We start from the raw sequence: 14,005 nt of genomic DNA, 5'->3' as shown, positions 1-14,005 counted from the left end.
GGTGGGTTCGCAAGGAATCGGCGCCTGTTGGCGCAGCAATCCGGCACCGCCCGCATCGCCGAGAGCAGCGCGGCCGGCAGCGCTTCGATCCTGCGCAGCGTCCAGGCGACATGCGGCGTCGAGAGCATGCTTGGCAACCAGCGGTCGCTGCTGTTCGAGCAGGACATTCCCGGCAAGATCATCAGGACCGCCAAGGTCGATCGCGTCATCTGGAGATCGCGCTGCTCGACGAGCTCGACGGGGCAGTGCCGGCGGGCGGCACATCGCCGCGCCGCACGCCGATTTGTAATACTAACGATCGGGGTGGATTCTGATGTAGGCTCGCCGACATATGCCGGCCGTCCGTGAAACCGTTCTTGAGACGATGGCCGGCATGGGAGAGAGGCGGGGGCGGGCGTTGAGCGGAGGCGTATGATGTCGAAGGTGACGGACGTCGTGCTGCGGATGGCCCGCAAGCTGACCGAGGACATCGCCGCACTGGGCAGGCTGCGCGCCGCGGGAAAGCCCAGGACCTTCCCCCGGTTCCGCGAAATCCGCGCCGCCTACCTGGACATCCAGGGGCTGATCTTCTCGATCCAGGAAAGGCTGGAGGCGGCGGGCAGGGAGTTGCCGTCCAACTTCCCGCAATGGGTGCTGCGGCAGAAGCTGAGCGCCATCGCGATCTTCACCGACATCAGCCATTCCTTCGTCAGCGATCCGCCGCTGGCGCTGACCGCCTCGCTCGGCGCCTTCGACGTGCTGGTGGCCGAACAGAAGGCCTTCAACGAGACACTGCACACCTTCGACACGATGCTGATGGAAGCCGGCATCGACGACAAGACCGCCGACGAACTCGACGCCACCCGCACCAAGATCGAGCAGATCCTGGGCATGATCGAACAGCTCCTCCTGACCAGCCCCAAGATCCTAGAGGAGTTCTGATGGCGGAGCCGGCAGCCGATCCCATCATCGACAGCCCGCCGGCCCCACATCCGGACCCTTGCCCGGAACCGGTTCTTCGCCGCCTTCTCCGCAGCCTGCCATTATCGGCCACCGTCCCTGTTCTGGCTTTGATTGCCGGCGTCGGCGTGTCGGTGCTGGCCCTGGTCCAATCGGACCGCCTGCTGCGCAACGAGGAGGAGCATCGCTTCGCCCTGCGGGTGGAGGAACTGCACAGCAAGCTGGCCGACCGGATACGGGTGTACGAACAGGTCGCCCAGGCCGCGGCGTCGCTGGCGATGACCTTTCCCGACCTGCGCTGGACCGAGTGGAACCGTTTCGTGGAGGCGCTGGACGTCCCGCGGCGCTATCCCGGCATCATCTCCATCGCCTATGCCCGTGCCGTGGCCGCCGCGCAGGCCGGCGACCTTGTGGCGTCGATGCGCGCGGCCGGCCTGTCGGGTTTCCGCATCTGGCCGGAGACCGCGGGGGCGGAGCGGGTGGTCAACGTCTTCGCCGCCCCGGCCGACGAGGCGAATGCCCGTGCCCTCGGCTTCGACATGATGTCGGAGGCGGTGCGGCGGTCGGCCATCGAACGGGCGCGCGACAGCGGACAGCCCGCCGCGACCCGGGCGATCACGCTGAAGATCGACGAGGCGTCCGGAGCGAAGCCGGCCTTCATCCTCTATCAGGCGACCTACCGCGGCGATCCGCTGCCGCCCTCGCCGGAGGCCCGGCGCGCCGCCTTCACCGGCGTGGTGCTGACGCCGGTGCGGATCGGTCCGCTGGTGGACGGGTTGACCGACGCGTTGCGGCCCGATGCCGGCATCGAGATCTTCGACGCGCCGCTGGCGGAGGCCGAGGTGCCGCTCTATCGCAACCACCGCCCGGCCCAGGGGGATGACGGCCAGGGAGATGGCCCGGGAGACGGCACGCTGAGCGTGACGCGGGAGCTGCCGGTCGGCGGCCGGGCCTGGACCGTGCGCTACCACAGCCTTCCCGATACGCTGCTGACCGCGCATGACTGGGTGCCGGGAGCGCTGCTGGCGGGCGGCATCGCGCTCAGCGTCGCGCTGTCGCTGATCCTGCGCATGATGCTGGCGACCCACTCCCGCGCGCTGGAGCTGGCGGGGAAGATGACCGCCTCGCTGCGCCTGCAGGAGGCGGAACGGCGGCAGCTGTTCACCCAGGCGCCGCTGGGGATCGCGCTGGTCGGCCCCGACGGTCTGGTGGCGGACTGCAACCCGTCCTTCGCCGCCGCCTCCGGGCTGCCGCGGGAGGCGCTGGTCGGCACCGACGTCCGGCTGCGCTTCGGCGACCAGGCGGCCGTCTTCGCGCTGGAGGCGGCGCTGCAGGGCGAGAGCGGCAAGCTGGAATCCGACCAGCCGCTGCTGCTTGGCGGGCGGCGCAGCCATTTCAGCCTGCATTTCCAGCCGGTCACCGCCGACGGCGAGCTGAAATTCGTCGTCGCCTTCGCCGAGGACATCGGCGAGAAGCGCCGGGCCGAGCAGCACATCCAGTATCTCGCCCATTTCGACGCGTTGACCGGCCTGCCCAACCGGGTGCTGCTGTACGACCGCATCGCCCAGGCCCTGCGCGAGGCGCGGCGCGACGGCAGCAAGGTGGCGGTCCTGTTCATCGATCTCGACCGCTTCAAGGTGATCAACGACAGCCTGGGCCACAGCTTCGGCGACGAGGTGCTGCGGTCGGTGGCGCGGCGGCTGCAGGCCGGCCTGCGCGAATCCGACACGGTCGGGCGGTTGGGCGGCGACGAGTTCCTGATCGTCGCCCGCCGGGTGACGGAGCCGGGCAGTGCGGCCCGCGTGGCGGAAAAGGTGGTGGCCCATCTCGCCAGCCCCTTCACGGTCGGCGGCCAGAATTTCGTGGTGACGCCGAGCATCGGCATCAGCCTCTATCCCGACGATGCCGACGACCCGGAAGGGCTGATCCGCTGCGCCGACATCGCCATGTACAATGCCAAGGAGCAGGGCCGGAACGGCTTCCGTTTCGTCACCAGGGAGATGGGGGCCAGGTCGCGCGAGCGCATGGACCTGGAAGCCAGCCTGCGCCGCGCCATCCGCGAGAACGAGCTGTTCCTGGTCTATCAGCCGCAGGTCGACACCCTGACCGGCCGCATCGTCGGGCTGGAGGCGCTGGTCCGCTGGCGCCATCCGGAAGAGGGGACGGTCCTGCCCGGCCGTTTCCTGCCGGTGGCGGAGGAAACCGGGCTGGTGCTGGCGATGGGCGACTGGGTGCTGTTCGAGGCCTGCGCCCAGATCCGGCGCTGGCGGACGCGCTTCAACCTGTCGGTGCCGGTGGCGGTCAACGTCTCCGGCGCGCAGTTCCGCGACGGCCATCTGCCGGCGAAGGTCGCCCGCGCGCTCGACGCCAACGGGCTGGGCGGACCGGAACTGGAGATCGAGGTGACCGAAAGCAGCCTGATCGACGATGTCGAAGCGGCGGCTGCGACGCTGGCGGCGCTGAAGCGGCGCGGCGTGCTGATCGCGCTGGACGATTTCGGCACCGGCTATTCCAGCCTGAGCTATCTGCACCGGCTGCCGATCGACAAGCTTAAGATCGACCGCTCCTTCATCCATGACCTGTCGACCGGCGCCGGCAACACGTCGGTGCCGCGCGCCATCGTCGGGCTCGGCCGCAGCCTGGGCCTGTCGGTCATCGCCGAAGGGGTGGAAACTCAGGAGCAGCTGCAACTTTTGCGCGATCTGTCCTGCGAAAGCTACCAGGGCTATCTGTTCAGCCGCCCGATCCCGGTGGAGGAGGTGGAACGGCTGCTGGGCCGGCTGGATGCGCGGGATGCGGTGCCGGTCGGCTAGGATGGCGGCGGTGCTCCGCATTGCGGTCAGACCCGGGCGGCGAGCACCGCCTCGTCATGCATGAGATGCAGCACCTCCTTCTTGTAGCGCATGAAGTCCGGCGAGGTCAGGGCGTCGAGGTCGCGCGGGCGGGGAATGTCGATGGTCAGCGAGCGTTTTATCCGTCCGGGACGCGCGGTCATCACATGCACGGCATCGCCGAGGAAGATCGCCTCGTCGATGTCGTGGGTGATGAACAGGACCGTCTTGCGCCGCGCCTGCCAGACGTCGAGAAGCAGTTCCTGCATCAGCTGCCTGGTCTGGCTGTCGAGCGCGCCGAACGGCTCGTCCATCAGCAGGATCCGCGGGTCGTTGGCCAGCGCGCGTGCCAGCGCCACGCGCTGGCGCATGCCGCCCGACAGTTCCTTGGGGAAGGAGCGCTCGAAACCGGCGAGGCCGACTGCGCGGATCAGGTCGTCGGCGATGTCCTCGCACTCCGCCTTCGGCAGCTTCTTCAGCTTCGGGCCGAACATCACATTGTCGCGCACCGTCAGCCAGGGGAACAGGGTGTAGCTCTGGAACACCATGCCGCGGTCGGCCGAGGGACCGGAAATCGGCTTGCCGTCGAGCGTCATGCTGCCGGACGTCGGCGTCTCCAGCCCGGCGACGAGCCGGAGCAGGGTGGATTTGCCGCATCCGGAGGGCCCGACGATCACCGCGAAGGTGTCGTGGGCGACGCGCAGCGAAACGGTGTCGAGCGCGGTCACCGTGGGCTTGCCCTTGGGCTTGAAGCGTACGGTGACGTCGTCGAGGGCGAGCAGGCTCATCGGGCGTTCCTTACAGATCGGCGGACCAGGACAGCAGGCGCTGGCGCAGCAGTTTGAAGAGGGAATCGGTGACCAGCCCAAGGAAGCCGATGGTGAAGACGCCGAGCAGGATCACGTCGGTGAACAGGCCGCGCATCGCGTTGAGGATCATGTAGCCGAGGCCGCTGTCGGCGGCGACCAGCTCCGCCACCACCAGATAGGTCCAGGCCCATCCCATGGTGACGCGCAGATTGTCCATCACGCCCGGCAGGCAGGCGGGAAACAGGATGCGCTGCACCACCTGCCGGCGGCTGGCGCCCAGCGTGTAGGCGCAGTCGATCAGATCCTTGGACACCCGTGCCGACACGTCGGAGATCAGGATCAGCTGCTGGAAGAAGGTGCCGAGGAAGATCACCATGATCTTCTGTTCGATGCCGATGCCGACCCACAGGATCAGCAGCGGGATGAGCGCGGAGACGGGGATGTAGCGCATGAAGCCGGTGATCGGCTCGACCGCCGCCTGGACCGCCCGGAAGCTGCCCATCAGGATGCCGAGCGGCACCGCCGGGATCGACGCCAGCAGGAAGCCGGACAGGATGACGGTCAGGCTGGACCCGATATGGCGGAACAGCGACAGGTCGCCGATCCGCTTGATCCCGGCGGCCAGCACCCGGTCGGGCGCGGCCAGGAAGTCGGGGGGCGTGAAGCCGCCGTAGGTGAGCAGGCACCAGATGCCGAGCAATGTGCCGACGGAGCCGGCGCCGAGCGCCAGCGCGGCGCCGCGCGGGATATCGACTTTCGGTGCGAAAAGGGAACGGGTCGACATGGTGCCTGCTCCGTCACGTCACTTCACGATGCCGGCGGCGACCATGCCGGCCGGGTCGGCGTCGAGCTTGAACAGGCCCGCGGCCTCGCCGAGCGCCTTGGCGTTGGCGATGGTGGCGACGATCCCGTCGGGCTTGGCCGGGTCCATGAAGGTCGCGTTCATCGCGGAATCGTAGAAGACGATGCCGGCCCGGGTCTCGGCGAACACCTTCGGATCCTCCAGCCAGCCGCCGACGCCCTTCGCCATGATGGCGTCCGCTTCGTCGGCGTGGGTCTTCTGCCAGTCGACCGCCTTGCTCCAGGCCCGGTAGAGCGCCGTCATCTCCGGCCGGCGGGCCTCCAGCTTGGCCTTGGTCGTCACCATCACGTCGGTGATCAGCCCCGGCTTGGCGGAGCTGTCCACCAGCAGCGCGCCGTGCGGCGTGGCCTTGCCGCGGCTCAGCCAGGGCTCCCACGTCACGGCGGCGTCGACCTTGCCGGCGACGAAGGCGGCGCCGGCATCGCCGGCCGTCATGTTGAGGGCCTCGACGTCCTTGACCGTCAGCCCGGCATCCTTCAGCAGCACGCCGAGGAAGAACTGCGACACCGACCCTTCGGTGAAGGCGATCTTCTTGCCCTTCAGGCCGGCGACGTCCTTGATCGCCTTGTTCGCGACGATGCCGTCGCCGCCGCGGCTGTCGTCGACCGCGAACAGATAGGTCAGCGGGCGGTCGGCCGAGGTGAAGGCGAGCACCGCGTCCACCGTGGTCACCGCCACGTCGATGCGCCCGGCAGTCAGGGCCGGCATGCGGGTCTTGACGTCCTCCATCAGCACCAGCTTGACGTCCAGGCCCTCGTCCTTGAAGAACCCCTTCTCCTTGGCGATGTAGAGCGGGCCGTAGCCGACCCAGGTCGAAAGGGCGACGGTCAGCGGGTCGGCCGCGGCGCCGGTCGCAAAGCCGCCCAGGGCGGCGAGGAAGGCAAGGGCCGGTGCGCGAAGACGCGAAAGAAACTGCTTCATGCTTCGGGCTCTCTGGTTTTTGAGGGGGCGATAAGGGAGGCCGCGATCCCGCGGCCGCAATGGCCGGGCGGGGCGGAGCCTGCGGATCAGGCCTTGCGGCGCAGCGTGGCGGGCGAGGTGGCGAGCAGGCACAGCAGCTCGAACATCATCGAGATGCCGACCCAGGCGGTGCCGCCAGACGGGTCGAAGGGCGGCGAGACCTCGACGAGGTCGGCGCCGACGAGGTTCAGGCCCGACAGCAGCCGTACCATCCGCTGCGCCTCGCGCGTGGTCAGGCCGCCGACTTCCGGGGTTCCGGTGCCCGGCGCGAAGGCCGGATCGATGGCGTCGATGTCGAAGCTGAGATATGTGGGATGGTCGCCGACGATGGAGCGCGCCTCCGCCATGACGGAGTCGATGCCGCGATCCTCGACCTCCTCGATGCGGATGATCCGCACCCCCTGTTCCAGGCCCCAGGCGACGTCGGCACCGTCATACATCGTTCCCCGGATGCCGATCTGGACGACGCGGCGGGGGTCGAGATAGCCGTCCTCGATGGCGCGGCGGAACGGCGTGCCGTGGGTGTATTTGAATCCGCCGAAATAGCTGTCGAACAGGTCGGTGTGCGCGTCGAAATGGATCATCGCGAGCGGCGCGTCGGCACCCAGCGCCTTCAGGATGGGGTAGGAGACCAGATGGTCGCCGCCGGCGCTGAGCGGCGTGATGCCGCGGCTCGTGAGCTTGCCGTAGAAGCCGGCGATGCGGTCGAGCGCGTCGGCGACGTCGGCCGGATTGACCGGTGAGTCGCCCAGGTCGGCGACGTTGCGCAGGGTGAACGGGTTGACGCCGCTCACCGGATGGACCGGCCGGATCATGGTGGAGAGGTCGCGCAGCTGCCGCGGGCCATGGCGCGTTCCGGGCCGGTTGGTGGTGCCGCCGTCCCACGGCACGCCGACGATGGCGATGTCCACCTCCGCGGTGGCCGCGTCGTCCAGCCCGAGATAGGGCAGGCGCATGAAGCTGGGCAGTCCGGCATAGCGCGGCAGGTCGAATGCCGACACGGGTTGGAAGGATGTCGGCGCAGAAGGCGGCGCAGGCATCGGCGCGGCATCCGGCAGAGGCTGTCCGCCGTCGGATTTCAGGGGCATCGCGGTCTCCACGGGGGTCGATGACCGCAACGTTGCCATAGGATGAAACGTCCAATAATATCGAAGTTCAAACCTTCACGTCCGACAAAGCCAACCTATCATGCAGCCCAGCCTGCCGCCGCTGAGCGACGTCGACCTGCGCCAGCTCCGGATCTTCCGGACCGTGGTGGAGAACAACGGCTTCACCCAGGCGCAGGGCGAGCTCGGCATCTCGCGCTCCACCATCAGCGCGCAGATGGCCGCGCTCGAAACCCGCCTCGGGCTGACGCTGTGCCGGCGCGGGCGGTCGGGATTCTCGCTGACCGAACATGGGCAGAAGATCTACGCGGAAACCATCAAGTTCTTCGCGGCGATGGACAATTTCCGCACCGAGGTGGGCGCGATGCGCGGCCGGCTGGTCGGGGAGCTGCGGATCGGCGTCGTCGATGCCGTGGTCGAAAATCCAGCCTGCGCCCTGGACCGGGCGGTCGCCGCCTTCAACGAACGGGTTCCGGACGTCCATCTGACGCTGATGATCGTCTCGCCCAACCAGATCGAGACCGAGCTGCTCAGCCGGCAGATGGAGATCGCCATCGTGCCGAACCAGCCGATGAACGGCGCGGTTCAGCTGCAGCAGCTGTTCCACGAGGAGCAGAACCTGTTCTGCGGCGCCCGCCATCCTTTGTACGCGGCGGACGCCGCGCGGGTGTCGCTGGAACGCATCGCCGAACAGGCCTATGCCCGCCGCGGCTATGCCGTGGCGACTGGCTTCAACACGCTGTTCAAGCATGCGCCCAGCGCCACCGCCTACAACATGGAGGGGCAGGCGCATCTGGTCCTGAGCGGCCGGTTCGTCAGCTTCCTGCCGCGCCACTATGCCCAGCGCTGGGTCGATGGCGGGGAGATGCGGGCATTGCGCCCCGATCTCCTGAGCTTCAAGATCGCGCTGTGCGTCGCCCATCTGCCGCAGAGCGTGCTGTCGCGGGTGGCCAAGGCCTTCCGTGACTGCCTGATCGAAGTCCACGCGCGCAAACTGCGCTGATCCGCGCGCGGCGCCTCCGCCGGTCGCGGACGGCCTTTCAGAAGGGCAAGTCCGGCCCTGCGCCGCCCGGCGCCAACAGCCCCAGCGTCGCCAGCGCCATCACCTGCGCCGCATGCACCATGTCGTCGATGCCGACCCATTCGTCGGGCTGGTGGGCGAGGTCGAGCACGCCGGGGCCATAGGCGATGCAGTCCTTCAGATTGCCGATGCGCACGACATGCTTCTGGTCGTAGGTGCCGGGCGACACCACGCGCTGCGCCGGGCGGCCGAGCACCGTCTCGATGGCGGCGGCCACCGCCCGGACGACGGGGGCGTCGGCGTCGGTCATCGTCGGCAGGAAGGCCAGCACCTCGCGCAGTTCGTAGTCGAAGCCGGGGCGGCTGCGGCGCAGATCCTCCAGGATGGCGACGATCTCGCCGCGCACCGCCGCCGGATCCTCCTCGATCAGGTAGCGGCGGTCGATCACCATGCGGCAGCGGTCGGGCACCATCGGGCTGGGCAGCCCGTCATGGTCGTCGCGCTGGCCGCCATGGATGGCGTTGATGTTGATGGTGGACTGGCGCGCGCCCTCCGGCACCACCGGCATGTCGGTGCGCTTGGCGGCGAGGCGGGGGAGCAGTTCGGTCTCGATCCGGTGCAGCACCGCGCCCATGTGGCGCACCGCGCAGTTGCCGAGGAAGGGCATGGAGCCGTGGGCGACGCGGCCCTTGGTCTCGATCTCCGCCCACCAGACGCCGCGGTGGCCGACGCACACGCGGTCGACGTTCAGCGGCTCCGGGATGATGACGTGGTCGACCCTGGGCCGTGAGAAATAGCCGAGCTTCGCCAGATGGCCGACCCCGCCATAGCCGCCGGATTCCTCGTCCACCGTGCCGGAGATCTCCAGGGCCCCCGCGGTCAGCAGCCCTTCGTCCAGCAGCGACTCCACCGCGACGATGGACGCGGCGATGCCGCCCTTCATGTCGCAGGCGCCGCGGCCATAGACCCGGCCGTCCTTCACCACCCCGGCGAAGGGGTCGACGGTCCAGCCCTCTCCGGCCGGCACCACGTCGATATGGCCGTTGAAATGGACGCAGGGCCCCGGCCGCGGGGCTTCGATGCGGGCGATGACGTTGGTGCGCGGATAGCGGTCGCTGTCGCCGGCCGCCCCCTCCGCCCGCACATACTCGACCGCGAAGCCGCGCGCCGCCAGCCGCCGGCCGATCAGTTCGGCACAGGCGGTGTAGGCGTCGCCGGGCGGATTGACGGTCGGGATGCGGATCAGCGCCTGCGTCAGCGCGACGAGATCGTCACGCCGCGCCTCGATCCGGCGGAACAGCGGGTCGGTAGCGCGTGGATTGGCGGCGGATTGCATGGCCTCTCCCCTGGCAAGCTCCGGTCCAGTGTCGCGCCATCCCCACGGTCCGTCCACCCTGCCTTTCGGGCGTCGCGTTGTCGGGGGCTTCGTTTGTGCAGCGCACTTTCCCGCGGCGCGCCGGGCGGCTACAGTCGCCGCGCCCTCCACAGTGGAGAAGGCAGTGGAGACCCCGTCATGACCGTCACGCATCCCATCGGGCTGAGCGCCCCGACCCTGGCCGACCCGGTGATCGCCGAGGCCGCCGCCCGCTTCGTCGCCGCCCGCCGCGGCGCGACCGGCCTTGCCGGGTTCCCCGGCCCGCTGCCGGCCGACCTGGCGACCGCCTATGCCATCCAGGCCACCGCGACCGCGTCCTGGCCCGACGAGGTGGCCGGCTGGAAGGTGGCGCGCGTGCCCCCGGCGCTGGAGGAGGCGCTGGGCGCCATCCGCTTCATCGGCCCGGTCTTCGCCGGCACGGTGGTGCAGGGTGGAGACGGTCCGCTGAGCTTCCCGGTGATCGCCGGCGGCTTCGGCGCGGTGGAGGCCGAGTTCGCGGTGCGCATCGCCGCCGACGCGCCCGTCGACAAGCTGGACTACAGCCCGGCGGAGGCCGCCGCCTTCATCGCCGCCGTCCATGCCGCCATCGAGGTGGCGGGCGGCCCGCTGGCCCCGGTCAACGATCTGGGGCCGACCGCCTCGACCGCGGTGTTCGGCAACAACACCGGCCTGATCGTCGGCGAGGAGATCGTCGGCGCTGTCGAGGGCGCCGACGTCCTGCGCGCCGAGGTTCTGATCGACGGGCAGAGCGTCGGCGTCGGCAGCGCCGCCAAGCTGCCGGGCGGCATCCCCGCCGCGGTTGCGGTGGCGCTGGGCATGGCCGCGCGGCTGGGCCGGCCGCTGAAGGCCGGGCAATGGGTGTCGACCGGCGCCCTCACCGGCGTGCATTCCATCGCCATCGGGCAGGAGGCCCGCATCTGCTTCACCGGCCTGGCGCCGATGACCGGCACCGCCGTCGCCGCGGCTCCCGCCGGCTGATCGTCGAGGCTCTTCACCGTCAGCAGCGCGGACGGTGCATTCCAGGGTGTGGCTGCGGGCATGGCCGCCCGCGGCCTTGGGGGGAGCCAAACCGGCGCGGGGATGCTTGAATGGCCTCCCCCTCCCGATCCCGAGTGCCCCCCTTGTCCCAGTCCAGTCTGCCGTCTTCCAGTCTGCCGTCTTCCAGCTTGCCGTCCGGCCCCGCCGTCGAGACCTCCCTGCTTCCGCCGGTCCATCTGCTCATCGGGCTGGGGCTGGCGGTGGCGGGGGTGGTGGCCTTCTCGATGCGGCCGGTCATCATCAAGCTGGCCTACCGCTACGACGTCGATCCGGTGACGCTGATCATGCTGCGCATGGTCTTCGCGCTGCCCTTCTTCCTGGGCATGGCCTTGTGGTCGGGGCGGCGGGGGGCGGGGAAGCCGGGCGAGCGGGCTGCGGTTTCCGGCCGCGATCTGGCGCTGACCATCGGGCTCGGCATCACCGGCTATTACGCCGCCAGCTTCTGCGATTTCCTCGGGCTCCGCTATGTCTCGGCCGGGATGGGGCGGCTGCTGCTGTTCCTCTATCCGACCATCGTGGTGCTGCTGTCGGCACTGTTCCTCGGCAAGCGGATCGGCCTGCGCGAGGTGGTGGCGCTGGTCGTCTCCTATGCCGGCGTCGCCCTGGTGGTGTGGTCGGAGATCGGCACCGGCCATCCCGATTTCCTCACCGGGGCCGGGCTGGTCTTCATGGGGGCCTTCCTCTATTCGATCTATCTGGTCGGCAGCAGCCGGGTGGTGCAGCGGATCGGCTCCATGCGCTTCACCGCCTATGCGATGACGGCGGCCTCGCTGTGCTGCATCGCGCAGTTCGCCGTGTTGCGGCCGCTGTCGGCGCTCGACCTGCCGCTGCCGGTCTATGGGCTGTCGGCGGCGATGGCGGTGGTCTGCACCGTGCTGCCCGTCCTGATGACGGCGGAGGCGCTGCGGCGGGTCGGCGCCAACATGGTGGCGCTGAGCGGCGCCATCGGTCCGGTCGCCGCCGCGCTGTTCGGCTATCTGGTGCTGGCGGAGCCGCTGGGCTGGCTGCAACTGGCCGGTGCCGCCCTGACGGTGGCCGGCGTCCTGATCATCACGCTGTGGAAGACTGCCTGAGCGCAAGGCCCTGTTTTCCTCTGCCTGCTTTCCTCTGCCATCGGCGGAATAACCGTCGGCCCGCCGCCGTCCCATCTCCTGAGAGAAGCGCCCGGCAAGCCTGGCCGGCGCGCAGCAGGGGGATGACGGCGATGATGACCAGTTCGACCACTTCGACCGGTGCCGGCATGGCCGGCGTGACGACCGCCGGACAGGATGCGCTGCTGCTGGCGGCGCGCGTGCTGCTGGGGGCGATCTTCGTGCAGAGCGGCTTCGGCAAGCTGATGGCGCTCGGCGGCTTCATCGGCGGGCTGGAAAGCCAGGGCGTGCCGATGGCGGCGGTGCTCGGCACCGTCGGCGCGCTGGTCGAGGCGTTCGGCGGGCTGGCGGTGGTGCTGGGCGCCTGGACCCGGCTGGCGGCGCTGCTGGTCGCCGCCTTCACCGTCGCCGCGACACTGATCGCCCACCGCTATTGGGATGCCGCGCCGGAGGCGATGAAGATGCAGCAGATCCAGTTCATGAAGAACCTCGCCATCATCGGCGGTTTCCTGGGGCTGGCCGCTGCGGGCGGCGGCCGGTTCAGCGTGGATGGCTGGCTTGCGGGGCGCCGCTGACCGCCTTGCGGTTGCCGCCGGCCGGGAAAGGGGCCATATCTGGGAGCCCTCCAGATCAGGCCGGCGGTCAGCGATATGTCCAAGCGTGTCAGCGAAAAGCGAGAGTCCGGGCAAGGGCTGGCACGGTTCCGCCGCGCCGCGCTGGCGGCCGTCCTGCTCGGGCTGTCCGCCGCCATGACCGTGTCCGCTCCCGCATCCGCCGCCGCTCCGGCGGCCCCGGCGGCCCCGGCGAAGGAACTGGCGCAGAAGACCTGCGCGACGCTGACGGCCCGCGTCGACGAGGTGTCGGGCCGCGGGCCGCTGTTCCTGCGCAGCTACGACAATTCCTATGCCCCCGGCCCGACCTCGGAACCGGCGCTGTCGAATGCCGCCTTCACCTACGACAACGCGCTGGCGATCATGGCGCTGACCGCCTGCGGCCGGCAGGACCGGGCGCTGCGCATCGGCGAGGCGCTGCTGGACGCGGTGTCGCTCGACCGCGCCGGCAGGAAGGGGCGGCTGCGCAACGCCTACCGCGGCGGCGCGCAGAAACAGCGGCCGATCCCGCCCAACGGTTGGTGGGACGCGGTCGGCAACCAGTGGGGCGAGGATCCCTATCAGGTCGGCACCGCCACCGGCAACGTCGCCTGGGCCGGGCTGGCGCTGATGACGCTTGCCGACCGCACCGGCGAGGCCCGCTTCCGCGACGGCGCGGCGGAGCTGGCGCGCTGGACCGTCGACCACACCCGCGACCCGCGCGGCCCCGGCGGCTTCAACGGCGGCCTCCAGGGCTTCGACGATTCGCCGCAGCCGCTGCCGTGGAAATCGACCGAGCACAACACCGACCTCGTCGCCCTGTTCGGCTGGCTGGGCGGCGATTTCGCCGGGCCGGAGCGCGAGGCGCGCGGCTTCCTCGACGCCCTGTGGGCGGCCGGCGGCGGCCATTTCCCCATCGGCACCGCGCCGGACGGCGTGACGGTCAGCAACGCCACCTCCGGGCTGGACGCCCAGCTCTGGCCGCTGCTGCTGCCGGATGCGCCCGACGCGTGGCGGGCCGCGCTGTCCTATGCCGAGCGCGCGCATGGCGCCGACGGCGGCTTCGACTTCAACGACGACCGCGACGGCATGTGGGTGGAGGGCACGGCGCAGGCGGCGCTTGCCTACCGCATGGTCGGGCGGCGCGGCGATGCCGACCGGTTGTTCGGCGAGATCCTCAAGGAGTTCAGCCCCGGCGGCTATCTCTACGCCACCCGGCCGCAGGTTCTGACCACCGGGCTGGCCATCGGCCCCGACAGCAAGACCGACGATTTCCTCTATTACCGCCGTCCCCATCTGGGCGCCACCGCCTGGGCGGCGCTGGCGGCGCTGGGCTGGAACCCGTTCACCGGCAAGCTTGTGCCGTAGGGGAGCGTTCCCCCC

At 69.9% G+C, this 14,005-nt stretch carries 13 protein-coding genes; 8 read left to right on the top strand and 5 right to left on the bottom strand.

The features are described 5' to 3' along the window. Positions 1-27: 27 nt before the first annotated feature. The 3 genes from ABMY26_RS12950 to ABMY26_RS12940 all read left to right on the top strand — a co-directional run bounded on the left by ABMY26_RS12950 (position 28) and on the right by ABMY26_RS12940 (position 3,752). Positions 28-348, top strand: coding sequence for a hypothetical protein (locus ABMY26_RS12950; protein WP_372396127.1), 321 nt, complete (start codon positions 28-30; stop codon positions 346-348). 66 nt (positions 349-414) lie between these two features. Continuing rightward, entirely contained in the window at positions 415-921 is a 507-nt protein-coding gene (locus ABMY26_RS12945; RefSeq protein ID WP_045585281.1) for a hypothetical protein, read from the top strand. Continuing rightward, the gene (locus ABMY26_RS12940; RefSeq protein ID WP_372396126.1) at positions 921-3,752 is read left to right on the top strand and encodes an EAL domain-containing protein; all 2,832 of its coding nucleotides are present in this window, start codon (positions 921-923) and stop codon (positions 3,750-3,752) included. The genes ABMY26_RS12945 and ABMY26_RS12940 overlap by 1 nt, the downstream gene beginning before the upstream one ends. 26 nt (positions 3,753-3,778) lie before the next feature. Here ABMY26_RS12940 and ABMY26_RS12935 read toward each other — a convergent pair whose 3' ends face one another. From ABMY26_RS12935 to speB, 4 genes are all read right to left on the bottom strand, one after another. Further along, the gene (locus ABMY26_RS12935) at positions 3,779-4,558 is read right to left on the bottom strand and encodes an ABC transporter ATP-binding protein (RefSeq protein ID WP_045584989.1); all 780 of its coding nucleotides are present in this window, start codon (positions 4,556-4,558) and stop codon (positions 3,779-3,781) included. Between the two features lie 10 nt (positions 4,559-4,568). Beyond that, positions 4,569-5,363 carry an ABC transporter permease gene (locus ABMY26_RS12930; RefSeq protein ID WP_372396125.1) on the bottom strand — a complete coding sequence of 265 codons (795 nt, stop codon included), beginning with the start codon at positions 5,361-5,363 and terminating at the stop codon, positions 4,569-4,571. Between the two features lie 18 nt (positions 5,364-5,381). Continuing rightward, positions 5,382-6,362, bottom strand: a complete 981-nt coding sequence (locus ABMY26_RS12925) for an ABC transporter substrate-binding protein (RefSeq protein ID WP_372396124.1) — start codon at positions 6,360-6,362, stop codon at positions 5,382-5,384. A gap of 86 nt (positions 6,363-6,448) precedes the next feature. Beyond that, the gene (gene speB, locus ABMY26_RS12920; RefSeq protein WP_372396123.1) at positions 6,449-7,489 is read right to left on the bottom strand and encodes an agmatinase; all 1,041 of its coding nucleotides are present in this window, start codon (positions 7,487-7,489) and stop codon (positions 6,449-6,451) included. A 100-nt stretch (positions 7,490-7,589) separates the two neighbouring features. On the opposite strand from speB, the gene ABMY26_RS12915 reads away from it, so the two are divergent. Continuing rightward, positions 7,590-8,510, top strand: a complete 921-nt coding sequence (locus ABMY26_RS12915) for a LysR family transcriptional regulator (protein WP_372396122.1) — start codon at positions 7,590-7,592, stop codon at positions 8,508-8,510. Positions 8,511-8,547: 37 nt separating this feature from the next. On the opposite strand, the gene ABMY26_RS12910 is transcribed toward ABMY26_RS12915, so the two are convergent. Beyond that, the gene (locus ABMY26_RS12910) at positions 8,548-9,864 is read right to left on the bottom strand and encodes an acetylornithine deacetylase/succinyl-diaminopimelate desuccinylase family protein (RefSeq protein WP_372396121.1); all 1,317 of its coding nucleotides are present in this window, start codon (positions 9,862-9,864) and stop codon (positions 8,548-8,550) included. Between the two features lie 177 nt (positions 9,865-10,041). Here ABMY26_RS12910 and ABMY26_RS12905 point away from each other — a divergent pair, with 177 nt between their 5' ends. The 4 genes from ABMY26_RS12905 (at position 10,042) to ABMY26_RS12890 (ending at position 13,990) form a co-directional block, all read left to right on the top strand. Beyond that, on the top strand, positions 10,042-10,881 hold the full coding sequence (locus ABMY26_RS12905; protein WP_372396120.1) for a 2-keto-4-pentenoate hydratase: 840 nt from the start codon (positions 10,042-10,044) through the stop codon (positions 10,879-10,881). Between the two features lie 143 nt (positions 10,882-11,024). Further along, positions 11,025-12,014: a DMT family transporter gene (locus tag ABMY26_RS12900; RefSeq protein WP_372396119.1), complete on the top strand. Its 990-nt coding sequence runs from the start codon at positions 11,025-11,027 to the stop codon at positions 12,012-12,014. Between the two features lie 131 nt (positions 12,015-12,145). Beyond that, on the top strand, positions 12,146-12,607 hold the full coding sequence (locus ABMY26_RS12895; RefSeq protein ID WP_372396118.1) for a DoxX family protein: 462 nt from the start codon (positions 12,146-12,148) through the stop codon (positions 12,605-12,607). Positions 12,608-12,682: 75 nt separating this feature from the next. Beyond that, positions 12,683-13,990 (top strand): hypothetical protein, encoded by a 1,308-nt coding sequence (locus ABMY26_RS12890; RefSeq protein WP_372396117.1) that lies wholly within the window; start codon positions 12,683-12,685, stop codon positions 13,988-13,990. Positions 13,991-14,005: the final 15 nt, after the last annotated feature.

The sequence above is a fragment of the Azospirillum sp. HJ39 genome, assembly GCF_041507355.1.
In the GTDB taxonomy this organism is placed as follows: domain Bacteria; phylum Pseudomonadota; class Alphaproteobacteria; order Azospirillales; family Azospirillaceae; genus Azospirillum; species Azospirillum thiophilum.
The sequence above is the reverse complement of the archived record's forward strand: the minus strand, read 5'-3'. Positions and strand labels throughout refer to the sequence as shown.